Annotated in this window: 23 protein-coding genes; 12 read left to right on the forward strand and 11 right to left on the reverse strand. The window is 75.6% G+C overall.

The genetic code is table 11. The annotated features are described in order from the left end of the window. Nucleotides 1–31: 31 nt before the first annotated feature. The 5 genes from PH190_RS21520 to PH190_RS21540 all read left to right on the forward strand — a co-directional run bounded on the left by PH190_RS21520 (nucleotide 32) and on the right by PH190_RS21540 (nucleotide 4,075). Nucleotides 32–685: a hypothetical protein gene (locus PH190_RS21520; protein ID WP_274233572.1), complete on the forward strand. Its 654-nt coding sequence runs from the start codon at nucleotides 32–34 to the stop codon at nucleotides 683–685. Beyond that, nucleotides 682–1,287, forward strand: a complete 606-nt coding sequence (locus PH190_RS21525; RefSeq protein WP_274233573.1) for a hypothetical protein — start codon at nucleotides 682–684, stop codon at nucleotides 1,285–1,287. The genes PH190_RS21520 and PH190_RS21525 overlap by 4 nt, the downstream gene beginning before the upstream one ends. Next, complete coding sequence (locus PH190_RS21530; RefSeq protein ID WP_274233574.1) at nucleotides 1,284–1,535, forward strand: hypothetical protein; 252 nt, start codon at nucleotides 1,284–1,286, stop codon at nucleotides 1,533–1,535. Before PH190_RS21525 ends, PH190_RS21530 begins: the two co-directional genes overlap by 4 nt. 11 nt (nucleotides 1,536–1,546) lie before the next feature. Further along, on the forward strand, nucleotides 1,547–2,062 hold the full coding sequence (locus tag PH190_RS21535; protein WP_274233575.1) for a bifunctional nuclease family protein: 516 nt from the start codon (nucleotides 1,547–1,549) through the stop codon (nucleotides 2,060–2,062). A 162-nt stretch (nucleotides 2,063–2,224) separates the two neighbouring features. Then, nucleotides 2,225–4,075: a sigma-54-dependent Fis family transcriptional regulator gene (locus tag PH190_RS21540; RefSeq protein ID WP_274233576.1), complete on the forward strand. Its 1,851-nt coding sequence runs from the start codon at nucleotides 2,225–2,227 to the stop codon at nucleotides 4,073–4,075. On the opposite strand, the gene PH190_RS21545 is transcribed toward PH190_RS21540, so the two are convergent. The 7 genes from PH190_RS21545 to PH190_RS21575 all read right to left on the reverse strand — a co-directional run bounded on the left by PH190_RS21545 (nucleotide 4,056) and on the right by PH190_RS21575 (nucleotide 11,611). Beyond that, nucleotides 4,056–4,976: an IclR family transcriptional regulator gene (locus PH190_RS21545; protein ID WP_274233577.1), complete on the reverse strand. Its 921-nt coding sequence runs from the start codon at nucleotides 4,974–4,976 to the stop codon at nucleotides 4,056–4,058. The genes PH190_RS21540 and PH190_RS21545 overlap by 20 nt on opposite strands. Nucleotides 4,977–5,094: 118 nt before the next feature. Continuing rightward, the gene (locus PH190_RS21550) at nucleotides 5,095–6,579 is read right to left on the reverse strand and encodes a YcaO-like family protein (protein WP_274233578.1); all 1,485 of its coding nucleotides are present in this window, start codon (nucleotides 6,577–6,579) and stop codon (nucleotides 5,095–5,097) included. Then, nucleotides 6,576–7,406, reverse strand: coding sequence for an MBL fold metallo-hydrolase (locus tag PH190_RS21555; RefSeq protein ID WP_274233579.1), 831 nt, complete (start codon nucleotides 7,404–7,406; stop codon nucleotides 6,576–6,578). The genes PH190_RS21550 and PH190_RS21555 overlap by 4 nt, the downstream gene beginning before the upstream one ends. Beyond that, entirely contained in the window at nucleotides 7,397–8,383 is a 987-nt protein-coding gene (locus tag PH190_RS21560; protein ID WP_274233580.1) for a Gfo/Idh/MocA family protein, read from the reverse strand. Before PH190_RS21560 ends, PH190_RS21555 begins: the two co-directional genes overlap by 10 nt. Then, nucleotides 8,380–9,513, reverse strand: coding sequence for a class I SAM-dependent methyltransferase (locus PH190_RS21565; protein WP_274233581.1), 1,134 nt, complete (start codon nucleotides 9,511–9,513; stop codon nucleotides 8,380–8,382). The genes PH190_RS21560 and PH190_RS21565 overlap by 4 nt, the downstream gene beginning before the upstream one ends. Then, nucleotides 9,510–10,430 carry an HD domain-containing protein gene (locus PH190_RS21570; RefSeq protein ID WP_274233582.1) on the reverse strand — a complete coding sequence of 307 codons (921 nt, stop codon included), beginning with the start codon at nucleotides 10,428–10,430 and terminating at the stop codon, nucleotides 9,510–9,512. Before PH190_RS21570 ends, PH190_RS21565 begins: the two co-directional genes overlap by 4 nt. Continuing rightward, entirely contained in the window at nucleotides 10,427–11,611 is a 1,185-nt protein-coding gene (locus PH190_RS21575) for an inositol-3-phosphate synthase (RefSeq protein ID WP_274233583.1), read from the reverse strand. Before PH190_RS21575 ends, PH190_RS21570 begins: the two co-directional genes overlap by 4 nt. 220 nt (nucleotides 11,612–11,831) lie before the next feature. Between PH190_RS21575 and PH190_RS21580 the strand changes: the two genes are divergently transcribed. After that, complete coding sequence (locus PH190_RS21580; RefSeq protein ID WP_274233584.1) at nucleotides 11,832–12,011, forward strand: PspC domain-containing protein; 180 nt, start codon at nucleotides 11,832–11,834, stop codon at nucleotides 12,009–12,011. Nucleotides 12,012–12,096: 85 nt separating this feature from the next. Further along, complete coding sequence (locus PH190_RS21585; protein WP_274233585.1) at nucleotides 12,097–13,104, forward strand: slipin family protein; 1,008 nt, start codon at nucleotides 12,097–12,099, stop codon at nucleotides 13,102–13,104. Here PH190_RS21585 and PH190_RS21590 read toward each other — a convergent pair. From PH190_RS21590 to glsA (PH190_RS21600), 3 genes are read right to left on the reverse strand one after another with little or no spacing between them, the layout of a single operon-like run. Further along, nucleotides 13,073–13,255: a DUF1707 SHOCT-like domain-containing protein gene (locus PH190_RS21590; protein ID WP_274233586.1), complete on the reverse strand. Its 183-nt coding sequence runs from the start codon at nucleotides 13,253–13,255 to the stop codon at nucleotides 13,073–13,075. The genes PH190_RS21585 and PH190_RS21590 overlap by 32 nt on opposite strands. A gap of 21 nt (nucleotides 13,256–13,276) precedes the next feature. Further along, complete coding sequence (glsA, locus tag PH190_RS21595; RefSeq protein WP_274233587.1) at nucleotides 13,277–14,275, reverse strand: glutaminase A; 999 nt, start codon at nucleotides 14,273–14,275, stop codon at nucleotides 13,277–13,279. 9 nt (nucleotides 14,276–14,284) lie between these two features. Further along, a complete protein-coding gene (gene glsA, locus PH190_RS21600) occupies nucleotides 14,285–15,283 on the reverse strand; it encodes a glutaminase A (RefSeq protein WP_274233588.1) in 999 nt (332 codons plus the stop codon). Nucleotides 15,284–15,421: 138 nt separating this feature from the next. Here glsA (PH190_RS21600) and PH190_RS21605 point away from each other — a divergent pair, with 138 nt between their 5' ends. Beyond that, nucleotides 15,422–15,730, forward strand: a complete 309-nt coding sequence (locus tag PH190_RS21605; protein ID WP_274233589.1) for a DUF3040 domain-containing protein — start codon at nucleotides 15,422–15,424, stop codon at nucleotides 15,728–15,730. Between the two features lie 28 nt (nucleotides 15,731–15,758). Here the strand turns inward: PH190_RS21605 and hrpA are convergent, their stop codons facing one another. Further along, nucleotides 15,759–19,772: an ATP-dependent RNA helicase HrpA gene (gene hrpA, locus PH190_RS21610; protein WP_274233590.1), complete on the reverse strand. Its 4,014-nt coding sequence runs from the start codon at nucleotides 19,770–19,772 to the stop codon at nucleotides 15,759–15,761. Between the two features lie 317 nt (nucleotides 19,773–20,089). Between hrpA and PH190_RS21615 the strand changes: the two genes are divergently transcribed. From PH190_RS21615 to PH190_RS21630, 4 genes are all read left to right on the forward strand, one after another. Continuing rightward, nucleotides 20,090–20,653 carry an RNA polymerase sigma factor gene (locus tag PH190_RS21615; protein ID WP_274233591.1) on the forward strand — a complete coding sequence of 188 codons (564 nt, stop codon included), beginning with the start codon at nucleotides 20,090–20,092 and terminating at the stop codon, nucleotides 20,651–20,653. Continuing rightward, nucleotides 20,650–22,149: a dynamin family protein gene (locus PH190_RS21620; RefSeq protein ID WP_274233592.1), complete on the forward strand. Its 1,500-nt coding sequence runs from the start codon at nucleotides 20,650–20,652 to the stop codon at nucleotides 22,147–22,149. Before PH190_RS21615 ends, PH190_RS21620 begins: the two co-directional genes overlap by 4 nt. After that, complete coding sequence (locus PH190_RS21625; protein WP_274233593.1) at nucleotides 22,146–23,006, forward strand: serine/threonine-protein kinase; 861 nt, start codon at nucleotides 22,146–22,148, stop codon at nucleotides 23,004–23,006. The genes PH190_RS21620 and PH190_RS21625 overlap by 4 nt, the downstream gene beginning before the upstream one ends. Nucleotides 23,007–23,134: 128 nt before the next feature. Next, nucleotides 23,135–23,476, forward strand: a complete 342-nt coding sequence (locus PH190_RS21630) for a hypothetical protein (RefSeq protein WP_274233594.1) — start codon at nucleotides 23,135–23,137, stop codon at nucleotides 23,474–23,476.

Genomic DNA, 23,476 nt, shown 5'->3' on the forward strand with positions numbered 1-23,476 from the left:
GCGGGCTCGCATCGAGAGGAGAGCCCTCGCCATGCCGGCTGATCCGGTGCGGCTCGAGCCCGGCAACCACGTCGACCCCGGGACCGGCCGCTGCCTCATGGAGCACGTGTCGGTGCTGGCGGGGGAGCCGTTCCGCGCGTGGCCGCGGTGCACCCACCCGGCCGTGGCCGCGCTCGCGGCCCAGGTCAACGACCGGTGCTCGCCGGCGGGCCGGGCGGCGCTGGTCCGGCGGGCCGAGGCCCTGACCCGGGCCGACAGCGACGACCCGGCGCTGACCTGGCGCCTGGTCGGGCACACCGCCGAGGCCGCGCTCGCCCTGCGTCCCGGTGACCCGGCGGCGCGGCGGCGTCTGGCCCGGGCCCGGCGTGCCCGGCGGGCGTGGAGCACCGCCGTACCGCGCCGGCTCGCCCGGCGGCTGCCGCGGTGGGCCGTCGTCGGCTGCGGGCTCGCCGCGCTCGACGAGCTCGTCGCGGCCGTGCACGCGCTGCTCGCCGTGGCCGGACCGCCCGGCTCGCCGGAGCGCGACATCGTCCTGGTCGCCCTGCTCGACACGGTGCTCGACGACATGCTCGACGACGTGCTCGACGACCTGCTCGACCCCGTCGCCGGTCCCGTTCCCGATGACGTGCCCACCCCCGCCCTCCCCGTACCGCGGACCCCCGTCCGAGAGGAGCAGTACGCATGAGTGCGCCCAGCGAGACCCCCCGCACCGTCCGTCGGATCGGGTCGCCCGCGGCCGCGGCGCTGGCCGACCTCGCCGCGATCTTCGACGACCTGCAGACCGTGCTCCTGTGCTGCGAGCGCCTGGTGACGCAGCTGAGCGTCCCGGAGCCGGACCCGGTCGTCGTCGAGTCGCTGTGGACGACGGCCCTGCTGTCCTACAGCCGCTGCTTCGCCCCCGGCGGGCGCGGCATGGGCCTCACGGAGGCCGACGTGACCGGGCTGCAGCTCGAGGGCGAGGTGCTCGGCTGGCACCAGATGCTGCGCCGGCTCAGGAAGCACTACGCCGACCCCGCCACCAACCCGCGCGAGACGTTCGAGGTCGGCGTGGCCGTCGGCGACGGCGTGCCCCAGGGCGTCGCGATCACCTCCACGCGCCAGTCGCTGCCCGACACGATCTCGGTGCACCAGACCGGCGCGATCGCCTACCAGCTCAGCCAGCTCGTCGACCAGCGCATCGCCGAGCACCAGGGCACGGTCCTCGAGGGGGCCCGCAGCCTGAGCCCCTCGGAGCTCGAGACGCTGGACGAGGTCGAGCTCACCGACACCCCGGGGGGTGACGAGTGATCGAGAAGTACAACCCCTGGACCGTCGTCAACGTCGTCTTCAACCACCTCGCCGAGCAGGGACTGCACCCGGTGCTGGGGGAGTCCGGCGACCCGTCGGCGGCGGCGTCGCAGCTGCTGGAGGCGCTGGGGATCACGCCCGGGGACCCCTCGTGGGGCGAGGGCCAGGACGCCGAGCGCGTGCGCGACGACCTCGCCCGCATCCGGGCGGCGTTCGACACGGACGCGCCCGACGACGCGCGGGGCTGACCGTGGTCGCGATGCGCGTCGCGCGCCTCGTCGTGCACAGGATGACCCGCGAGCCGCTCGCGCTGCTCGTCGAGGAGGGTGCCGACCGGTGCCTGGTCGTGTCGGTGCGCGGACCCCAGGCCGAGATCATCGACCGCGGGCCGCGGCCGGCCGAGCCGTCCGACGACGACCGGCTCACCCAGGACCTCCTCGGCGAGCTGGCCGTCCTCGTCGGCCACCGCCTGGACCACGGCGCGATCACCGACCTCGTCGACGACCGCTTCCGGGCCGAGCTCGTGCTCGAGGACGGGTCGCGGCTCCCGGCCCGCCCCAGCGACGTGCTCGCGGTCGCGGTGCGCGAGGCGCTGCCGATCGAGGTGGCCGACGCGGTGCTCGACGCGGTCGGCCAGTCGTTCAGCGAGCTCGGGGGCGACAGGCCGGAGCCCGCGCGCGAGGCCGCCGAGCAGGTGGCCGAGCTGCGGGCGTTCCTCGACCAGGCCACCGCGCAGGACTTCGGGCGTCCGCCCGACGGCGGGGAGGGTCGCTGAGCGCACACCCCCGGGCACGTGCCGGCCGCTCGGCGGACCGGTCCTGACCTGCGCACTCGTCTCGATCCGAGACACGGGAAGGCCACTGCGGGAGCCGCTCGGGCCGTACGATGCCGTGTTATCCATCACTTCTCCCCGTGGTGGTCGACGGCGAGGTGGCCCATGGACGGACGCGCCCAGAGCGCTCTCGGTCGTGCGCGGGAGTACTTCGTCGACCGGGGCTCCGTGAGCGCCTCCGGCATCGTCCGGCCCGAGATCGTCGACTCCTGGGAGCGCTCGCGGCGCGCCGGGGTCGACGCGACCCACCTCGACCTCCCCTACGAGCCCGACCTGGACTTCGACGGCAGCCTGGCCAACTGCGCGCGCCCGGTGCTCGACGACCTCGCCGAGCGGCTCTCGGGCATGTCCGTGGCCGTGGTGCTCACCGACGCCGACGGCCGGGTGCTCGAGCGGCGGGTCGGCGAGGGCGAGCTCCAGCGCCGCCTCGACGCGATCTCCCTCGCGCCCGGGTTCAGCTACGCCGAGGAGTTCGCCGGCACCAACGGCGTCGGCACCTCGCTCGAGGGCGCGATCCCGGCGCTCGTCGTCGGCGCCGAGCACTTCAGCGAGCGCCTGCAGGCCTTCGCGTGCGCCGGGGCGCCGGTGCGCGGCCCGGACGGCGCGCTCGCCGGCATCCTCGACGTCACCTGCCTGCGCTCCGAGGCCAACGACCTCATGCGCTTCCTCGCCCAGCAGGCGGCCACCGACATCGAGGACGTGCTGCGCGAGCGCGGTGGGGTCGGCATCCGGCGGGTCATGGCGGCCTTCCGGGCGACCTGCGCGCGCACCCGCGGGCCGGTGCTCGCGCTCACCGACGACCTCGTCATGGCCAACCGCGCCGCCCGCGCGCTCTCCCCGCTCGACCAGGACCGGGTGACGATGCGCGCGCTCGAGCTGGGCGAGACCGCGCGGCCCCACCAGGACCGGGTGCTGCTCGCCGACGGGCCGGCGCGCCTGATGATCACCCCGGTGCCCGCGGAGCGGCCGGTCGGCGTCGTCGTCGAGGTGGTGCCCAGCCGCAGCAGCCTGCGCCTCGCCGGGCGCGAGGACCTGCCGCGGGACCTGCCGGCCCCGCCCGGCCCCGAGCTGCCGGGCCCGTCGTCGGTGTCGACGTGGGCGCCGCCCGCGCCCGCCGCGGACCGCCCGCTGCCCGGCCTGCCGGGCGACTCGCGGCCGTGGCGCTCGGTCGCCGCCGCGCTGCGCACGGCGGCGGCCGCGGCGCGCAGCACCGTCGTGGTCGGCGAGCCGGGCACGGGCAAGACCGCCGCGGTGCGCGCCGTGCACGGCGAGACCCGCCCCGGCGCGCGCTGGATCGCGATCGACGGCACCGACCCGGAGGCTGCGGTGACGCTCGCGGGCTACGCGGCCGAGGCGTCGACGGACGAGCCGGGGCCGGCCACCGTGGTCGTGCGGCACACCGAGGCGCTCGACGAGGCCGGCCCGGGCGCGCTCACCGCGCTGCTCGGCGAGGTCCCGTCGACGTGGTGGGTGGTCGGGCTGATCACCGCGGAGCGCGCGCCGGAGGAGGGCCCGGTCAGCGGGGTGCTCGGCGGGTTCGCGACCTCGGTGCTGGTCGAGCCGCTGCGCCGCCGCCCCGACGACGTCCCGGTGATCGCCGCTGCCGTGCTCGCCCGCCTCGCGCCGTCGCGCCGCGCCCGCTGCACGCCCGAGACCGCGGCCCTGTTGATCGGCGCCCGCTGGCCCGGCAACGTCACCCAGCTCACCGGGGTGCTGCGCCGGGCGCTCGCCGCGCGCCCGGCCGGCGACATCGAGCCCGGCGACCTGCCCGCCGAGTTCGCGAGCGGCACCCGTCGGCGCCTCACCCCGCTGGAGACCGCCGAGCGCGACCTCATCGTGTCCGCGCTGCTCGAGGCGAACGGCAACCGCAAGCAGGCCGCCGAGGCGCTCGGCATCGGGCGGGCGACGCTCTACCGGCGCCTGCGGGCGTTCGGGATCAGCGACGTGGGCCGCTGACCAGCGGCTCGCCGTGCGGGTGCACCGGGGACGGGGCCTCCACCGGCAGGGCGGGCACCGGGCGCGCGCCGATCTCGCCCGCCCACTGCGCGCTCGCGCGCCGGGCCACCGCCCGCACCGCGTCGACGAGCTCGTCCTCGTCGAGCGCCAGCCGCCGCGCCGAGCACGACAGCCCGAGCGCCACGGTGACGGCGCCGGACGGCGAGACGACCGGGGCGGCGATGGTGGCGAAGCCCTCGGCGAACTCCTCGCGGTCGAGCGCGACCTGGTCGCGGCGCACGGCGTCGAGCTCGGCGCGCAGCGCGGCGAGGTCGGTGACGGTCGCCGGGGTGAGCGCGAGCGGTTGCCCCTCCTCCTCGACGACCTCGCGGTACGCCGCCGACGTCGCGAGCAGCACCTTGGTCATGGCGAGCGCGTGGGCGTGGGCCGGCGGCACGTGGTCGCCGAGGCCGGGGTGCTTGGCGAGGCCCTGGTGCCCCCGCGAGTCGGTGACCGACGCGACCACGGTGCCCGTGCGCCGCACGAGGTAGGAGCGCTGGCGGGTGCGCCGGTAGAGCTCGGTGGCGGCCTCGGCGAGCACGGCGCCGGGGTCCGGGTCACCGGGGACGGGGCTCGGGGACCCGGCGGCCTCGACGGACGCGGTGCTCGCGCCCCAGTGCCCCCACGGCGGCGCGTCGGAGAGCCGGCAGCGGCCCGACGCCGCGCGCTCGGCGTAGCCGGCCTCGCACAACGTGTTGATCATGTATCGGGCGGTCGCGGCGCTCTTGCCGAGCTCCTTGGCGAGGTCCGCGGCGCACAGGCCCTCCGGGTGGTCCCCGAGCAGGCGCAGCGCGCGCAGGACCGTCGCCGCGGTCTTCAGCGACCGCGACCCACCGCCCCCGGGCACCACGTCGTCGTCCACACCACGAGACGGTAGGGCTCGCGGGACGTGACGCCTGTCTCAATGTGGGACGCCCGGCGAGCTCTCCCCAGGTGAGTGATCTTCTGAGTCATGACTCAGGAGATCGCTCACGAGGCCGTCAGCGCAGGTCGACGGGCTCTCCGGCGGCGGCGCGGGCGCGGGCGTGGCGGGAGGGCTCGCGGTAGAGGGGGTAGAGCTCGCCGACCGTGCGGTCCACCGCGGCGCGGTCGAGCCACGCCGGCCCGCCGAGGCGCTCGCGGCCCTCAGCGGTCAGCGCGACGGGCTGCGCGCCGGGTCGCGGTGGGTCGCCGAGCCCGACGAGGTCGCTGCCGCGCGCGAGCAGGCGCTCGACGCCCCGGGCCCCGATCCGCCCGTACGACATCGTCTCCACCTCGAGCCCCGGGACGATCACCTTCGCGGTCACCGCCGACCCGGCGTCGGCGACCACCGTGAGCACGTCGAACCCGTCGAGGCGCGCCAGCAGGTCGTCGAGCAGCGCGCCGGGCTCGTCGAGGCCCGGGGTGTGCGGGAGGTCGGTGAACGCCACGCGGCCCCGGCGCGCGAGCACCGTGGGCTCGAGCAGCTCGCGCAGCTCGGCGGGTCCGCGGGCGATCCAGTCCGCCATCGCCTCGAACGCCCGGCGCTCCTGCGACGGCACCGGGTGGGCGCGCTCGCGCTCCCAGTAGCGGTCGTCGAAGAGCGGGCCGACGGTGTCGAGGTCGGCGTGGGCGACGAGCTTCCGCACCCGTGCGGAGCAGAACTCCAGCAGCGCCTTCTGCAGCGCCTCCTCGCGGTCCGGGTGGGCGGCCTCGCCGCACGCGGTGACCGAGATCGGGTGCGGGGCGTCGGCGGGGTCGGTGTCGTAGCCGACGACGTGCAGGTCGGTGACGCCGAACGCGGTCGACGCGAGCTTCGGCACCACGGTGATGCCGGCGTCGGCGAGGTGGTCGAGCAGCCGGCGGGTGTCCGGGTCGGTAACGCCGTCGGTGTCGATGACGATCCCGCGGTCCAGGGCGCGGAAGGCGGTGGCGTTGCCGTCGCGCTGGAGCACCTCGCCCAGGGCGTGGCCGACCGCGCGCTCGGCGGTGTCCCCGGCGCCGCAGCCGTTGGTGATGACCGTGATCAGCCGCTCCTCGGCGGGCTGCCAGTCGAGGTCGACGGGATAGGCCGCGGCGAACTCGGCGGGGACGAGCACCTCCTCGCCGGTGCGCCACCGCGTCGTCGGCAACCACCAGCGTGCCGCGTCGGGGTCGTACCCGGTGCCGGCGGGCAGGACGAGGGCGACGGGGTCGACCACCCCGTCGTCGCCGCGGGCGGCGCGGAGCTCGGTGTAGGACCCGCGGACCGGCTCGAGCTCGCGCAGGCGCCGGGCCAGCAGCATCTCCTCGGCGAGCTCGGCGTGGGCCGCGACGCGGGCCCGCTCGACCGTCAGCCCGTACCCGAACGCCCCGCTGCGGGGCCACTCGCCCGCCGGGTCGGCGTGGTCGGCGGCCACCACGGCGACGCCGGTCCGGTCGGCGGCCGACAGCTCGACGTCGCCCACCTCGCCCGGGGGCAGCGCCGCGTCGAGGGCGGCGGTGACGTCGTCGAACGACGTGGTCACCGGAGCTCCTCGAGCGGGATCGGCCCGGCCACCGGCTGGGCCGAGAGCAGCCGGTCGTAGAGCGCGAGGACGGTCTTGGTCGAGATGCCCGAGGCGTACTCGAACGGCGTCGCGACGGCGTCGAAGTCGAGCCGCTCGATGACGGCGTAGGCGTCGCGGATCTCCTGGTGGGACAGCGGGATCTGCGCGTGGTACGCCTTGTGCGCGCTCAGCCCGACCGGGGCGCCGTCGGCGTCGAAGCTCGCCTTGAGCATGTCGCCGCAGAACAGGATCCCGCGGCGCTCGTCGTGCAGGACGTTGTGGCCGTCGAAGTGCCCACCGGTGCGGTGGGCGACGAGCCCCGGGGCGAACTCGTGGCGGTCGTCGAGGGGCCAGGTGACGCGGAAGGCCTTGGTCCACTCCAGGTCGCGGACCCCGATCCCGAGCACCGGCGGGGCGAGCTCGTCCTGGAGCTGGAACAGCGCGCCGTAGCCGTGCACGTGGCTCGCACCGAGCGCCGCCAGCCCGCCGCGGCGGCGGATCTCGGCGATCGCGGCGTCGGGGTAGAAGCCGGCGGCCTCCCAGCCGACGAGCCCCCGGTCGGTCTCGATGACCCAGCCGCACGTGCCCAGCCCGACCTGCGGCTCGCACCAGAAGCCGGTGACGCCGGGCGTCACCTCCTCCCAGCGGGCCTCGCGGCCCTCGGCGAGGTCGGCGAACGACCGGAACTCCCAGCCGTCCTCGGGCAGGGCGTTGCGGACGTCGACGCACACCGGGCACTGCGGCGGGACGTCGAACCAGCGCTGCCAGTGCCCGCAGTTGGTGCAGGTCCAGGGGCTCAGGGGCATGCCGCCTCCATCAGCAGGGTGTGCAGGGCGAGGTCGCGCTCGAGCGGGAACGGCCAGGCGGCCTCCCCGCGGACGGCGGCGCCGAACGCGGCGAGCTGGCGGTCGAACGGGCCGGCGTCGGCGTCGAAGGGCACCGGGGCGGCCTCGCCCGTGGTCGCGTCGATGCGGGTCAGCGTGCCCCCGGCGTCCTGCCCGAGGGTGTTCTCGGCGACGAGCTGCGCGCGGGTGCCGACGACCTCGAGCCGCCGCCGGGGCAGCGGGTCGGCCGTCGAGAAGCTGACGTGGTGTGACAGCAACGTGCCGCTCGGGGTGCGGCCGGCGAGGACGGCGGTGTCGTCCGCGGTGCGGTCGACGTAGTCGTGGACGCGGGTCGCGGTGAGGGCGACGAGGTCGACGACGTCCTCGCCGAGCAGGCGCCCGGTGAGGTCGATGCCGTGCGGGGCCAGGTCGATCATCGCGCCGCCGCCGGCCCGGGCCGGGTCCACGCGCCAGTTGTCCCGGCCGCCGACGGGGGTCGCCCAGTCCGGCGGCAGCCAGCAGCCGTAGACGATGCGCACGGTGGTGACGACGCCGAGGTCGCCCGCCGCGATCATGCCGGCCATCACCTCGTGCGCCGGGTGGAAGCGCTGGTCGAACGCGGTGCCGGCGAGGAGGCCTCCGGTGGCCGCGACGATCTCCTCGGCCGCCGGCACGTCGTGCGCCAGCGGCTTCTCGCTGAGCACCGGGAACCCGGCGGCCGCGACGGCGGTGACCACCGGGGCGTGCGCGTGGTTCGGGGTCGCCACGTAGACCGCGTCGAGGCCCGGCGCGGCGAGGAGGTCCGCGAGGTCCTCGAACGCCGGCGCGAGCCCCTCGAGGGCGGCCGGGTCGCGGTCGTGCACGCCGACCAGGTGCGCTGCGGGGTCGGCGGTGATGGCGGGCAGGACGTGGTCGCGCGCCACCCACCCCAGGCCGACGACGCCCCAGCCGGTGCTCACCAGCGCTCCGGGAGGTCGACGACGAGCCGGCGCGCGGTGGCGTCGGCGGGCAGGGGGTCGGGCCAGCGCTCGGGGAGGTAGGTCGCCGCGCGCGGCCCGTACTCGTCGCCCCAGACCTCGTCGGGCCAGCGCCGCTCGCCGTCGGCGTAGAGCGGGTTGGGGCGCAGGTCCGCGCCCTCCGGAGGGTCGAGGAGCGCGGGGGCGGCCGGGACGTCCCCGCCGTCGCGGGCCAGCGCCACGGCCTCGGTGTCGCCGAGGTCCTGGGCGTCGGCGGCCCGCGGGAGGCGGCGCTCGAGCGTCGCCGAGGTCAGCTCCTCCTCGGCGTACGTCGTGGCGCCGGGCAGCAGCGCCGCCCACGCCTCCGGCGGGCGCGGGTGCCCCGGCTGGCCGAGGTTGTGGCAGTGGGCGGCGACGACGGCGCCGCGGTCGCCGGCGTGCCGGGTGGCCGTCGCCAGCACCGCGGCCGGGTCCTCGAGGAAGTAGAGGACGTCGTGGACGGCGACCCAGGTGTCCGTCCGTGGCGGCACCGGCCAGGGGTGGGCGAGATCCGCGCACACGAGCGCCACGTGCTCCGGGACGAGGAAGCGGCGCGCCAGCCAGAGCTTGGCGAACACGACGTCGACGCCGGTGAGGTCGCGCTCGCCGTGGTCGGCGAGGCGGCGCAGGAGGTGCCCGGCGCCGCACGCGAGGTCGAGCACCGGGCGCCCGGCCGGCGGGTGGGCCGCCGTGAGCGCGAGGACCGCGAGGCCGGACGGGTCGTGGTCGCGGTGCAGGAAGTAGTCGCCGACCCGCCCGAGCCCCAGCCCGGCGACGGCCTCGCGCAGCGTCGTGGCCCCGAGCGTCGCGCGCAGCTGGTCGGCGGGCGGCGGGGGCTGGTCCCACCAGTCGTCGTTGTCGGCGAGCAGCACCGCGGCGGCGTCGTCGGGACGCCCGTCGTCGAGCGCGGCGAGTGCCGAGTCCCGGACCTCCTCGCGGCCCGCGCGCAGGTACGGGATGCCCTCGAGCACCGGCCAGCGCGCCGTGCCGTCGTCGAGGCTGTGCGGGGTGTCGGCGCGCAGTGCCTCCCCGTTGCCGGGGCTGCGCAGGTCCGAGCGAAGGTGCCCTTCGCTCGGCACGGCCGCCGCGCTCACGGCAGCAGCCCCGCCGCGTCGAGGACGGCGTTCTGGTGCTCCTGGACCGGCGAGGCGTGCACCAGCTCGAGGTCGACGAGCGCGGCGCGGGCGGTGAACGCCGCCGCGCGGGCGTGGTGGTGGGTCTGCAGGACGCGGTCGAGGACGTCGGCGGCGTGGAAGGTCGCGCCGAGCGGGGTGTCGGCGTCCGCCCGGGCGCCGAGCAGCCCGCGCACCCGCCCGGCGAGGCCGTCGGGCAGCGTCGCGAGCACGCGCTCGGTCAGCCGGTCGACGACGCCGTCGAGGTGCTCGCCGAGCAGGGTCTCGCCGGCGAACCCGGCGTCGGGCAGCACGGCGTTGTGCAGGTGGTGGGCGAGCCCGAGGAGGAACGCCTCGCCCCGGTCGGCGCCGTGGTCCTCGGCCAGCAGCGCGCCGTACACGGCCACCGCCCAGCAGTGCTCGCCGTGGTCCTCGGGCGGTTCGACGATCAGCCGTGCCTGCCCCGGCGCCGTCGCCCCCGCGCGGGGCTGGCGGCAGAGCGCCCCGACGAACGCCGGCGGCGCCACGTGCCCGGCCTCCGGGAGCGGCGCCGCGTGCAGCCGGTCGAGCGTCGCCGGGTGCACCACATCCGCGGCGACCTCGTCGATCGCCCGGCGCAGGACGTCGCGGGCCTCGTCGGCGGACAGGCCCGCCTCGTCGAGCACCGTCGCGTCGATCCCGGCCAGGCGCGCCCCCGCCACCGCGGCCGCGGTCTCGGCGTCGGCGACCGCCGTGGGGTCGGCACCCGAGACGAGTGCCGACCAGGCCCGGACGAACGCCCGCGCCGCCATCGACCCGTCGGCGTCGGCGGTGCGGACGCGCTTGAGGTCGCCGACCTCCCGGAACAGTCCGCCGACCGCCGCGTACCGGGCGATCGGCGCGACCAGACCGGTCGTCACGCGGCGCCCGCGCTGATCCAGTCGCGCAGCACGCGCTCCTGGACGTGCAGGGCGTGCTCCGGGCGGCGGCCGTCGCGGGTGGTCGGCGCCTTGAAGAAGTAGCCGAGCTGCTCCTGCGCCCCGCCCTCGCCGCGGCGCTGCGCCTCGACGACCAGCCGCACGAGCTCGAGCACGAGCGGCGCCGCGAGGACGGAGTCGCGGGCCATGAAGTCGACCTTGATCTGCATCCGCTGGCCGAGGAAGCCGGTGAGGTCGATGTTGTCCCAGGCCTCCTTCTCGTCGCCGCGCGGGCGGTAGTAGTCGATGCGCACGACGTGGTCGCCGACCTCGTAGCCGAGGATGTCGTCGAGCACGGAGCCCTTGGTCTGCACCTTCGACGACAGCGAGTCCGGGTCGTCGAGGATCTCGCCGTCGCGGTTGCCGAGGATGTTCGTCGAGTACCAGCCGTCGACGGTGAGCGCGCGCGAGCGGAAGGCCGGCGCCAGCACCGTCTTCATCATCGTCTGCCCGGTCTTGCCGTCCTTGCCGGCGACCGGAACGCCCCGCTGCTCGGCGAGCTCCAGCAGCGCGGGGACGTCGGCCGCGGCGCTCGGGGTGAAGTTGACGTACGGGCAGAGCTCGGTGATCGCCGCGTACGCGTAGAGCATGCCCGGGGTGATCGCGCTGTCGTCGACGTCGAGCGCCTTCTCGAAGCCCTCGGCGGTGGCCAGGGCGGGCAGGGTGAGGTCGGGCCAGCGCTCGGTGGAGGCCAGGTTCACCACGACGACCGAGTCGAGGTCCTGCTCGGCCTTGAAGCGACGGAGGTCCTCGGCGATGTGCGCGACGCGATCGCGCAGGGCGGCCACGGCGACGAGGTTGGTGCCGCGGGCGTTGCGGCAGTACTCGGGGTCGGCGACGGCCGGCCACGGCTCGATGCCCGAGAGAGCCGACCCGACGGCCTCGATCTGGCGGTCGTCGAGGACGCGGTGCACGTGCGCGGCCTTCGCGAGGTCGTCGCCCTGGACGTCCCAGCCGGCGAACACCAGCGAGGTGTACGGCACCAGGCCCGGCTCGTCGGCGAAGGGGAGCCCGCCCGTGCCGACCGTGCCCAGCTTCATCATCTCGACGCCGCCGACCGCGGTGGTGGCGACCGCGCCACCGAGCCCGACGATCGCCACTCCCGTGCGCCCGTTGTCCGCCACGTGGTCCTCCTCGACCTGTCATTCGGCCCGGTGTGGACCCCGGCCGACGTACCAACACCGCTCGGAGCCGAAACCGAGGACGAGCGACGAGTGGTCGGGAAGCCTCGGTGAGCGGCGTCACGGCGACCCCGGCAAAGTCCGGGGTCGGGCACTCGCGACCCCCACCGTTCGTTGCGGCAACGTCGGTGGTGTCCAGCCGCGACGAGGGAACGGAGGCGTCATGGCCACGCTGACCAGGCCGCAGAACAACAAGGTGATCGCCGGGGTGTGTGCCGGGCTCGCGGAGCGCTTCGGGATGTCGGCCGGGGTGGTGCGGCTGCTGTTCGTGCTCTCGTGCCTGCTGCCCGGGCCGCAATTCATCATCTACATCGCGCTGTGGGTGATCATGCCGAAGCGGTGACGTCCCGGCGGCGTTCCGGTCGCCACCGGGCGCGGGCCGGCGGTGGCGAGGACCCTGGGGGCTGACGCACCGGAAGGGGGCGGGCATGGAAGGCCTGCTGATCGTCCTCATCGTCGTCGGGCTCCTGGCCCTGATCACGGGGGGCGCCGCGCTCCAGGCGGTCCAGCAGTACCAACGCGGGATCGTGCTGCGCTTCGGGCGCCTCCTGCCGCAGGTCCGCGAGCCGGGCCTGCGGGTGATCGTCCCGTTCGTCGACCGCATGCGGAAGGTGCCGATCCAGACCACGGTGCTCGACGTGCCGTCGCAGAACGCGATCACCCGGGACAACGTGACGATCGGCGTCGACGCCGTCGTCTACTTCCGTGTGAGCGACCCGGTCCGCGCGGTGATCAACGTCGACGACTACCTGCGGGCGACGTCGCAGGTCGCGCAGACCTCGATGCGGTCGGTCATCGGCCGCGCCGACCTGGACACGCTGCTCTCCGACCGCGAGGCGATCAACTCCGAGCTCAAGGCCGTGATCGACGCGCCCACCGAGGACTGGGGCGTGAGCATCGACCGCGTCGAGATCAAGGACATCGCGCTGCCCGAGGGCATGCGGCGCTCGATGTCGCGCCAGGCCGAGGCCGAGCGTGACCGCCGCGCCCGCGTGATCTCCGCCGAGGCCGAGCTCGAGGCCTCGGAGAAGCTCACCCAGGCCTCGGAGCGCATGAGCGCCGCCCCGGGCGCGCTGCAGCTGCGCCTGCTGCAGACCGTCACCGACGTGGCGTCGGACAAGAACTCGACGCTGGTCATGCCGCTGCCGGTGGAGCTGCTGCGGTTCTTCGAGAACACGACGGCCGGGGCCGCCGGCGCCGCGGGTCAGGCGAGCGGGGACACCGGCGAGGCGGTCCGACGGGCGATCGAGGCCGCGGCCGAGCCGGCGGCCCGGGAGGCCGCCGAGCCGGTCACCGCCGATTCGGGCACCGCCGATTCGGGCACCGCCGAGCCGGGCACCGCCGAGCCGGTCACCGCCGAGCCGGTCACCGAGAACGGCACCGACGGCGCGGCGGCCGAGCCGGTCACCAGAGGTGACCGGGCAGATCGCGGGTGAGGTCGGCGAGCTCGCCACGGGTCGTCGCGGCGTAGGCCGCGGCGGCCCGTTCCTCGAACTCCTCGACGGTCAGGCGCCCGTTGCCGACCGCGCGCTGCAGCCGCTCGACGACGAGCTCGCGCTCGGCGTCCGATGCCCGTACGTCCCGCACGCCCCCATCATCCCCGCCTCGTCAGGCGGGCTCCGGCTGGGCGACCCGACCGAACCGCGAGTCCGCCGGGTCGGCGAACACGTGGAGGCCGAAGGTCTCGGACAGCTCGCGGCAGAGCGCGACCCCGCGCACGGAGTTGCCGTGCGCGTCGAGGCCCGGGGAGAACACCCCGAAACCGAAGTAGCGCGGCAGGACGCAGACGATGTCGCCGGACACCCCGCTCTTGGCCGGGATGCCGACCTCGTTGGCCCACTGGCCGGCGGCGTCGTACATGCCGCACGTCATCATCACGCTGACGATGTCGCGGACGTACTCACGGGCGACGGCCCGCTCGCCGGTCAGCGGATTGATCCCGCCGTTGGCGAGGGTGGCGCCCATGACGCTCAGGTCGGCGGCGGTCACCGTGATCGAGCACGCCGACAGGTAGGTCTCGACGACCTCGTCGATGTCGCCCGTGACCATGCCGAGCGACCGCATGATGTAGCAGAGCCCGAGGTTGCGGTCGTTGCTGCGCAGCTGGGCCCGCAGGATCCGCTGGTCGACCGCGAGCCCGGGGTTGCCGGCGTAGGCCCGGTAGCGCTCGAGGATGCGGTCGACCTTCTCGTCGACGTCCTTGCCGGCGACGAGGTTCGCCGCGACGAGCGCACCGGCGTTGATCATGGGGTTGTAGGGCCGGTGGTGGACCTCGTCGAAGCTGATCGAGTTGAACGGGTCGCCCGACGGCTCGAGGCCGACACGGGCGAGCGTCGCCTCCATCCCGTTGTCCTCGAGCGCGAGCCCGTAGGTGAAGACCTTCGACACCGAGTGCAGCGGGAACGGCACCGTGCAGTCGCCGGCGCGCCACTGCGTCCCGTCGACGTTCGTCCCCGCCAGCCCGAAGAAGTGACGCTGGTCCTCCGGGGCGTCCTCGGGGTAGTAGCTGACGACCTGGTCCTCGCCGAAGTCCCGGTACTCGGCGTGCAGTTCGTCGAGCTGCTTGCGGACGAGCTCTTGTTCTCCCACCGCGACCACGATCAGCATCCTGCCGTGTCATGCCCGGGTCAGGCGAGGCCCTCCCGTGCGGCGCAGGCGCCCGAAGCGGGTCTGGTCCGGGGTGGCGAACATGTGCAGCCCGTAGCGCAGCGACAGCTCGCGGAACACCGCCTGGCCCCGCACCGAGTTGCCGTGGGCGTCCAGGCCGGGCGAGAACGTCGCGAGCCCGAGCCGTCCGGGCATGACGGCGACGATGCCGCCCGAGACGCCGCTCTTGGCGGGGATGCCGACGTCGGTGGCCCACTCGCCGACGGCGTCGTACATGCCGCAGGTCATCATCACGCTGACGACGTCGCGGACGTGGCTCGCGTCGAGGGCTCGCCGGCCGGTCAGCGGGTTGAGGCCGCCGTTGGCGAGCGTCGCGCCGACGGTCGAGAGCTCGCAGGTGGTCAGGCGCACCGAGCACATCGACAGGTAGACCCGCAGGTTCTCCTCGATGTCGCCGGTGAGCATGCCCAGCGAGCGCATGAGGTAGCTGATCGCGAGGTTGCGGTCGGCGGCGGCGAGCTGGTCGGCGAGCAGCTCCTGGTCGACCTCGATGTCGGGCGCGCCCGCGAAGGCCCGCATCCGGTCGAGGATCCGCTCGATCTTCTCGTCGGCCGTGTCCCCGTGGACGAGGTAGGCGGCGACGAGCGCGCCGGCGTTGACCATCGGGTTGTGGGGGCGATGGTGCTCGTCGTCGAAGGTGATCGAGTGGAACGGGTCGCCCGACGGCTCGACGCCGACGTGGCGCAGGGTCGTCTCGCGGCCGTTGTCCTCGAGCGCGAGGGCGTACGTGACGACCTTCGAGATCGACTGCAGCGGGAAGCGGAACTCGCAGTCGCCGACGGTCCACTGGGTGCCGTCGACGGCGGTCCCGGCCAGCCCGAAGACGTCCTCCTCGCCCTCGGCGGCCGGCAGCGCGATGGAGACGATGTCGTCCTCGTGCTCGTCCGCGTGGTGGTCGTGCAGCGCCTCGAGCTGCTCCTGGACCAGTGCCTCCTCGGCGTCGCTCACCACGGGGCGCATCCTCCCTCACCGAGGCGGAGCGGAGCGGAGCCGGACCATCGACTCCGCGGTGGGTGCGCCCGAGGGGGATCCCGGGCATGCTTCCCCAGGTCGACACCGCCGTCGTCCGAGTCACACGAGGTCGCCGTGGAACGCCTGCCCGAGCCCCCGCACGGACCGCTGACCGAGCGCGAGCGGGCGGCGCTCGCCCGTCTCGCGGAGTGCGAGGCGGCGGCCGATCCCCGCTTCGCGCGGCGGCTGGGCGGCCGCCCGGCCCGGCGCGCCGGCAGCGTGCCGTGGCTCGTGGTCGGCGTCCTCGCCGTGGTCGGGGTCGCGCTGCTCGTCGTGCCCGGGGTGTGGGTGCTCGCCGGCGTCGCGACGGCGATCATCGTCGTCGTCCCCGTGGCCCTCATCGCCTGGGCGCTCAAGCAGGGGGACCCGCCGCCCCGCATGTGAGTACTCCCCACGGCCACAGCCGCGGAACTCACGAGAGCTTGGCGAGCGCCTTCGTGATCCGCTGCTCCGAGACCGGGCCCGGGGTGCCGACCTCCTGGGCGAACAGGCTCACGCGCAGCTCCTGCAGCATCCAGCCCACGGCGTCGTAGGCGTCGCGGTCGAAGCTGCGCGGCTCGGCCGCGGCCCGCGTGCGCCGGGCGCGGTACTCGCCCTCGACCCGGTGCGCGGTGGCCATCGCCTCGGCGTCGCGGCCCGGCGCGGTCGGGAGCTTGTCGAGGCGCCAGCGTGCCGCACGGAGGTAGCGCGCCACGTCGAGCAGGCGCGCCACCGGCGTCCGCGCGACGAACCGGTCGCCGACGAGCACGCGGCTCTGCTCCCGGACGTCGTCGAGCGCGTCGGTGAGCAGGCTGCCGGGGCGGGCGGCGAGCTCGTCGAGCGCCAGCGCCACCTGCCCGGCCTCGCCCAGCGCCGTCTCGGCGCGGGAGAGGACCTCGGCGGCCGCGGCCGGCAGGCGCGCCGCGACGTGGGCGCGCAGCGTCTCGAACGCCGCCGGGTCCCACGCCGGGCCGCCGCCCGTGGCCACGAGCGCGTCGATCGCGGCGTCCACGCAGTCCTCGGCCAGCGCGTCGACGTCGCGGTAGCCGCCGGCGGTCATCGCCCCGCGCAGGCGCAGCACCGCGCGGTTGTCCAGCGAGCGCACGAGCGAGCGCGCCGGCGAGGCGACCGCGAGCCGCAGCAGGCGCCGGGTGCCGCCGCGCATGGCGTCACGCGCCTCGACGGCCGAGTCGAAGACGCGCACGTCCACGGCTCGGCCGGTGTCGACCAGCGCCAGGTGCGCGGTCACCGTGCCGCCGGCGCGCCGCTGCTCCCGGGTCCTCGGGAGCTCACCCACGCCGTCCGGGCCGCCGAACGACGTCAGCCCGCGCCGCTCGGCCCCGTCGGCGACGGCCGCCACCGCCGCCCGCGTCGCCGCGGCGTGCCGGCGGCGCAGCGCGCCGAGGTCGGGGCCCTCGGCGACCGTGCCGCCCTCGTCGTCGGTGACACGGAAGGTCAGCCGCAGGTGCGACGGGAGGCCCGCCACGTTCCAGGCGTCGACGGGCACGTCGAGCCCCGAGAGCCGGCGGACCGCCGCGGACAGGGCGGGCAGCAGCGGCTGGTCCGGCGCGGGCTCGCCGTCGTGTGCCAACCGGGCCAGCAGGGCGCGCGCGGAGTCCGGCGCGGGCACCAGCGAGCGCCGCAGGTTCTTGGGCAGCGAACGCACCAGCGCGGTGAGCATCTCCTCGCGCAGCCCTGGGACCTGCCACGCGAGGTCCTCGGCGCGCACCTGCCCGAGCACCGCCAGCGGCACGCTGACCGTGACGCCGTCGGTCTCGGCGCCCGGCTGGTAGGCGTAGGACAGCGGGAGCGTCAGCCCGCCCGAGGTCCAGGTGTCGGGGTACTGCTCGGCGGTCGGCGCCTCCCCGGCGAGCAGGGCCTGCGGGTCGAGGTCGAGCAGGTGCGGGTCGCGGCGCGACGCCTTCTGCCACCATCGGTCGAAGTGGCGCACCGAGACGACGTCGGCGGGGACCCGCGCGTCGTAGAACGCGTAGATCGTCTCCTCGTCGACGGCGAGCTCGCGGCGGGCGCGGCGCTCCATCTCCTCGACCTGCTCGAGCCGCTCGCGGTTGCGGGTGACGAAGGCGTGGCGGGTGTTCCACTCGCCCTGGACGAGCGCGTGGCGCACGAAGAGCTCGCGGGCCACCTCGCCGTCGATGCGGTGGTAGTCGACGGTGCGGTCGAGGGTCAGCGGGACGCCGAACAGCGACACCCGCTCGGTGGCGACGGCCGTGCCGCGACGCTTCGACCAGCGGGGCTCGGAGTGGGTGCGGGTGACGAGGTCGCCCGCCGCCTCCTCGACCCACGCCGGCTCGACGGCCGCGACCGTGCGCGCCCAGAGCCGCGAGGTCTCGACCAGCTCGGCGGCCATGACCATCGTCGGCGGCCGCTTCGCCAGCGTCGACCCGGGCCAGATCGCGAACCGGGCACCGCGCGAGCCCTCGTACTCGATGAGCGCCCGCCGCCGGGGCTTGCCGGTCTTCGGGTCCGTCGGCGGCTCCTGCGCCAGCCCGATCTGCGAGAGCAGTCCGGTGAGCAGGGCCTGGTGGATCCGGTTGCCCAGGTCCTTCGTCATCTCGGCCGACGGCTCGTTGCGGGTGAGTCCGAGCTCGTCGCCCAGCTGGCGCAGCTGCGCGGCCAGGTCCTGCCACTCGCGGATGCGCAGGTGGTTGAGGAACTCCGCCTGGCAGCGCTTGCGGAACTGGTTGGACGACAGTTCGCGACGGCCCGCGCGCACGTGGTCCCACAGGTGCACCCACGACAGGAAGTCCGAGCGCGGGTCGGTGAAGCGGGCGTGCGCGGCGTCCGCCTGGTCGGCCTTGTCCGCCGGCCGCTCGCGCGGGTCCTGCGCGGACAGGCCCGCGGCGATGACCGTGACCTCGTGCAGGCAGCCCAGCTCGTCGGCCGCGAGCACCATCCGCGCGATCCGGGGGTCGACGGGCAGGCGGGCGAGCCGGCGGCCGGTGTCGGACAGGCGTGTCGCGTCACCGTCGACCAGGGCGCCCAGCTCGGTCAGCAGCCGCACGCCGTCGCGGACCGCGAGCCGCTCCGGCGGGTCGACGAACGGGAACTCCTCGACCGGCCCGAGCTTCGCGCCCGCCATCTGCAGGATCACCGAGGCGAGGTTCGTCCGCTGGATCTCGGGGTCGGTGAACTCCGGGCGCGCGTCGAAGTCCTCCTCCGCGTAGAGCCGGATGCAGATGCCGTCCGCGACGCGCCCGCACCGCCCCGCGCGCTGGGTGGCCGACGCCTGCGAGATCGGCTCGATCGGCAGGCGCTGCACCTTCGTGCGCCGCGAGTAGCGGGAGATGCGCGCGAGGCCGGGGTCGACGACGTAGCGGATGCCGGGCACGGTCAGCGAGGTCTCGGCGACGTTCGTGGCCAGGACGACCCGCCGCCGCCCGCCCGGGGCCGGCTCGAAGACCCGGTGCTGCTCGGCGGACGACAGCCGCGCGTAGAGGGGGAGGACGTCGAGGTCCTCGACGTGCGCCTGCTCCGCGTGCTCGCGCAGGGCGTCGGCGGCGTCGCGGATCTCCCGCTCGCCGGAGAGGAAGACGAGCACGTCCCCCTCCGGACCCTCGCGGCGCAGCTCGTCGACCGCGTCGACGATGCCCTCGACCTGGTCGCGCTGCTCGCCTTCCTCGTCCACCAGCGACCGGTAGCGGATCTCGACCGGGTAGGTCCGGCCGGACACCTCGACGATCGGGGCGTCGCCGAAGTGCCGGCTGAAGCGCTCGGGGTCGATCGTCGCCGAGGTGATGACGACCTTGAGGTCGGGGCGGCGCGGCAGGAGCTGGGCGAGGTAGCCGAGGAGGAAGTCGATGTTGAGGCTGCGCTCGTGGGCCTCGTCGATGATCAGCGTGTCGTAGCGGCGCAGCAGCCGGTCCTGCTGGATCTCGGCGAGCAGGATGCCGTCGGTCATGAGCTTGACCAGCGTGTCCTCGCTCGCGCGGCTGGTGAACCGCACCTGGTAGCCGACGGTGTCGGTGCCCGTCGTGCCCAGCTCCTCGGCCACGCGCTCGGCGACGGTGCGCGCGGCGATGCGGCGCGGCTGGGTGTGGCCGATGGTGCCGAGGACCCCGCGCCCGAGCTCGAGCGCGATCTTCGGCAGCTGCGTCGTCTTGCCCGAGCCGGTCTCGCCCGCGACGACGACCACCTGGTGCGACTCCAGCGCGGCGCGGATCTCCCCGACGCGCTCGGTGATCGGCAGCGCCTCCGGGTAGGTGATCGCGGGGACCGACGCCCGCCGACGCGCCAGCCGCTGCTCGGCCGCGGTGACGTCGCCGGCGATCTTCTCGAGCGTGCCCGCCCGCCGGCCGTCGTCGCCGATGCGCTGCGCGCCCGCGATCCGCCGCCGCAGGCGGTGCTCGTCGGCGGGTCCGAGCGCGGCGACGCGGGTCGCGAGGTCGGTCCCGACGTCGCTGCCGACGCCGGTCGCGGCTGACACCGTGCGGACTCCTCCTGACGCGGGGCGGGTGATCGCTCGGGACGCGTGTCCCGGCGCTGTCGTGACGACGGCGGCCGTCGACGGGACACCGGTCACTGGGGGCCGGCGGACGGCTCGACCCACCATTGTCAGCGTACGGGCGGCCCGCGGTGTTCCCGACCGGCGTGGTCACTCACCGAAGCTGCCACTAAGCTGTACGAGTGAGTCGCTTGGCCGGGGGGTCGACGGAACGTAACCTCTGGCCCGGCGGCTCGGGGTCGTCGTCACGGTCGGTAGCGACGAGTGACGACGTGGTCCAGGAACACCGAGGAGGGGTCGTGGGCGCAGCAGGCGTGACCGGCGAACGGCCGGACACCGAGCTCGCGGTGCTCGCCGCCGGCGGCGACCAGGCCGCCTTCGCGGAGCTGATGACCCGCCACCGCCCCCGCCTCTACGCCGTGTGCCGCCGGGTGACCTGCCACGACCAGGACGCCCAGGAGGCGCTCCAGGAGACGATGATCCTGGCCTGGAAGCGGCTCGGGGAGTTCGACGGCCGCTCCGCGGTCGGCACCTGGCTCTACCGCGTCGCCACCAACGCCGCGATCGACGAGGTCCGCCGCCGCAAGCGCGCCCCGGAGCCCGCGGAGGAGGTCCCAGAGCCCACCCCGGTCCGGGCCGCCGACGGCGGGGTCATCGCGCGCATGGACGTCGACCGCGCGCTCGCCCAGCTGCCCCCGCAGTACCGCGCGGTGGTGGTGCTGCGCGAGATCTGCGACCTGTCGTACACCGAGATCGCCGAGCTGCGCGACATCCCCGTCCAGACCGTCAAGTCCCAGCTCTCCCGGGGGCGCCAGGCCCTCGTCGAGCTGCTCACCGACCGTCCGGCGGTCCGCTCGGCATGACAGGCCCGGTCGGTCCCGTCACCTCGCGGCTCATCGCGCTCTGCGCCGGCACCCGGGACCGGCTGCGCACCCCCGAGCTGCGCGAGCGCCTCGACGGGCTGGTGACGCGCCTGTCCGAACCGCGCATCCGCGTCGCGGTCGGCGGGCGGATGAACGCCGGCAAGTCGACGCTGGCCAACGCCCTGCTCCAGGAGCGGCTCGCGGCGACCGGGGCGACGGAGACGACGCGCCTGGTCACCTGGTTCCGCCACGGCCACCAGGCCCGGGTCCGCGTGCACCACCGCGACGGCACCGAGCGGGTCCTGCCGCTCGCCGCGACCGGCGGGGTCGGCGCGACCGTCGGCGGGGGCGATGCGGAGATCGGGCACCTCACCGTCGAGACCCCCAACGACGCGCTCACCCGGCACACGCTGATCGACACCCCGGGCATGGACTCGCTGTCGAAGCTGGACCCCGACTCGCTCGCGGCGCTGGCCGACGCCGACGCCGTCGTCTACCTCATGCCCCACCCCGGCGAGCGCGACGCCGAGGCCATCGAGGCCGTCCGCGGCTGGTCCGGGGGCCTCCGGCTGGGGGCGGCGAACATGATCGGCGTCCTGTCGCGCATCGACACGCTCGCCGACGACGACGACCCCTGGCCGACGGCGCGGCGCGTCGCCGACCGGTACGCCCGCGAGCTGCGCGCCGTGCTCTCCGACGTCGTCCCGGTCGCCGGGCTGCTGGCCGAGACCGCGCGCGGCCCCGACTTCTCCGAGACCGACGCCCGCGCCCTGCGCGCCCTCGCCGAGGCCGACCGCGGCGGCGTGGTCCGCAAGCTGCGCACGGTCCAGCGGTTCCGGGCCTGGGAGGAGGCCCCGATCCCCGGCGACGACCGCGAGCGCCTCCTCGAGCTGCTCGGCCTGCACGGCATCCGGGTCGCCCTCGAGCTGCTCGACGAGGGCCGGCGCGCGACGCCCGCCCTGCTCGCGGGGCTCGCGCAGCGGTCGGGGGTCGCCGAGCTGATCGAGCGCATCGAGACCGTCTTCGTCGCCGGCGCCGATCGGCTGCGCGCCAGCGCCGGCATCGCCGCGCTCGAGCACCTCGGGTGGGACGCCGCCGACGAGGTCGACCGGCGGGCCCTGCTCGCGCTCCAGTCCGAGCTCGACCGGCTGCGGCTCGAGCCCGCGCTGCGCCAGGTGGACCTCGCGTCGGCCCTGGTCGACCTCGAGGCCGGCCGGATGCGCCTCGGGGACGAGGACACCGCGCGGCTGCGCGACCTCGCCACCGGCGCCGACGACGCCCACCGCCTCGGGCTCGCCGCCGACGCCGACCCGGCCGCGATCGCCGCCGCGGCCGCCGCCCAGATCCCGCAGTGGCGCCGCCTCGAGGCCCGCCCGTCGCGGGTGCTGCAGCGCCACGTCCGCACCGCGCGGGAGCTGTGCGAGCACATGCTCTTCACGGGGCGAGCGGCAGCGGAGGCCGGGGCGAGCTGGCAGGCTCGGACACCGACCCGATGACCACGCTGTCGGGCAGCTCGGGCGGAGGGGAGGTCACGGTGGGGGTGCCGTCGGGGGTACCGCCCCGCGCCGGTCCGCCGCGGGCCGTCCTCGGGCCGTACGTGGTGCAGGACGTCGTGCACCGCGGGCGGTCCGGCGAGGTGCTGCGCGCCCACGACACCGCCCACGACCGCGTCGTCGCGCTCAAGCTGCTCGCCGCCGAGGACGCCGACCGCGAGTACCGCGCCCGCTTCGACCGCTCGTGCGGCATCGCCCGCACGCTGCGCGAGCCGCACGTCCTGCCGGTGCTCGACTACGGCGAGACCGGGGGGCGGCTGTTCGTCGCGACGCCGCTGCTCGGCGGCCCGGACCTCGGCGCGGTGCTCCACCGCGAGGAGGTGCTGGACCCGGCGCGCGCGGTGGCCGTCGTCGAGCAGGTCGCGCGCGCCCTCGCCGCCGCGCACGCGCGCGGACTGGCGCACCGCAACATCAAGCCCGCCAACGTCGTCTTCACCGACCCGGGCGCCGGCGAGCTGCGCGTCGGCGACTTCGGTCTGGTCTCGCGCAACGGGCTCTCGCTCGACCACACCGCGCCCGAGCGCTTCCGCGGCGGCGCCACCGACCACCGCGAGGACGTCTACGCCCTGGGCTGCGTGCTCTACACGTGCCTCACCGGCGCCCGGCCCTATCCCGGGCGCAGCCTGCCCGAGCGCATGCGCGGGCACCTCGAGGGCCCGATCCCGCGGCCGTCGGAGCAGCGCCGGGGCGTGCCGGCGGCGTTCGACGCGGTCGTCGCGGGCGCGCTGGCGAAGACACCGGGCGACCGGACGCCGACCGTCGGCACGCTCGCGGCGGGCGCCCGCGCGGCCCTCGCCTAGCGCTCCACGACGAACGCCGCGAAGAACTCGCGGAAAAGTCGGCGGCCCCCGGAACATCCGGGCCCGGTCGCGCCGTCACAGACGCGAACGGCCCGCGACCCCGCGGGCCCCGCCCCGCGGGAGCGACCATGAGCGGCACGACCGACACGGCCGGCGAGACCTACTTCAGCGCCGACGGCGGTGTCTACGACGCGAACGGCACCATGATCGGTACGTACGAGACCGACGCGGCCGGTAACGTCGACTTCGTCACCACCGACACCGACGGCGACGGCCGGCTCGACACCTCGGTCGCCGACACCGACCACAACGGCACCTTCGAGACCGGCATCGTCGACACCGACGCCGACGGCTACTACGACACGATGGTGCTCGACACCGACGGCGACGGGGACTTCGACACCGCCGCGGTCGACACCGACGGCGACGGCCAGGCCGACACCACGGCCCACGACCCGAACGGCTTCTGA

The organism is Actinomycetospora straminea (genome assembly GCF_028737255.1).
Classification (GTDB): domain Bacteria; phylum Actinomycetota; class Actinomycetes; order Mycobacteriales; family Pseudonocardiaceae; genus Actinomycetospora; species Actinomycetospora straminea.

Excerpts from the sequence above, each read along its gene's own strand:
- PH190_RS21520 (WP_274233572.1), top strand. The coding sequence starts at position 32 with ATGCCGGCTGATCCGGTGCGGCTCGAGCCCGGCAACCACGTCGACCCC.
- PH190_RS21525 (WP_274233573.1), top strand. The coding sequence starts at position 682 with ATGAGTGCGCCCAGCGAGACCCCCCGCACCGTCCGTCGGATCGGGTCG.
- PH190_RS21535 (WP_274233575.1), top strand. The coding sequence starts at position 1,547 with ATGCGCGTCGCGCGCCTCGTCGTGCACAGGATGACCCGCGAGCCGCTC.
- PH190_RS21540 (WP_274233576.1), top strand. The coding sequence starts at position 2,225 with ATGGACGGACGCGCCCAGAGCGCTCTCGGTCGTGCGCGGGAGTACTTC.
- PH190_RS21555 (WP_274233579.1), bottom strand. The coding sequence starts at position 7,406 with ATGCCCCTGAGCCCCTGGACCTGCACCAACTGCGGGCACTGGCAGCGC.
- PH190_RS21580 (WP_274233584.1), top strand. The coding sequence starts at position 11,832 with ATGGCCACGCTGACCAGGCCGCAGAACAACAAGGTGATCGCCGGGGTG.
- PH190_RS21585 (WP_274233585.1), top strand. The coding sequence starts at position 12,097 with ATGGAAGGCCTGCTGATCGTCCTCATCGTCGTCGGGCTCCTGGCCCTG.
- glsA (WP_274233587.1), bottom strand. The coding sequence starts at position 14,275 with ATGCTGATCGTGGTCGCGGTGGGAGAACAAGAGCTCGTCCGCAAGCAG.
- PH190_RS21620 (WP_274233592.1), top strand. The coding sequence starts at position 20,650 with ATGACAGGCCCGGTCGGTCCCGTCACCTCGCGGCTCATCGCGCTCTGC.
- PH190_RS21625 (WP_274233593.1), top strand. The coding sequence starts at position 22,146 with ATGACCACGCTGTCGGGCAGCTCGGGCGGAGGGGAGGTCACGGTGGGG.
- PH190_RS21630 (WP_274233594.1), top strand. The coding sequence starts at position 23,135 with ATGAGCGGCACGACCGACACGGCCGGCGAGACCTACTTCAGCGCCGAC.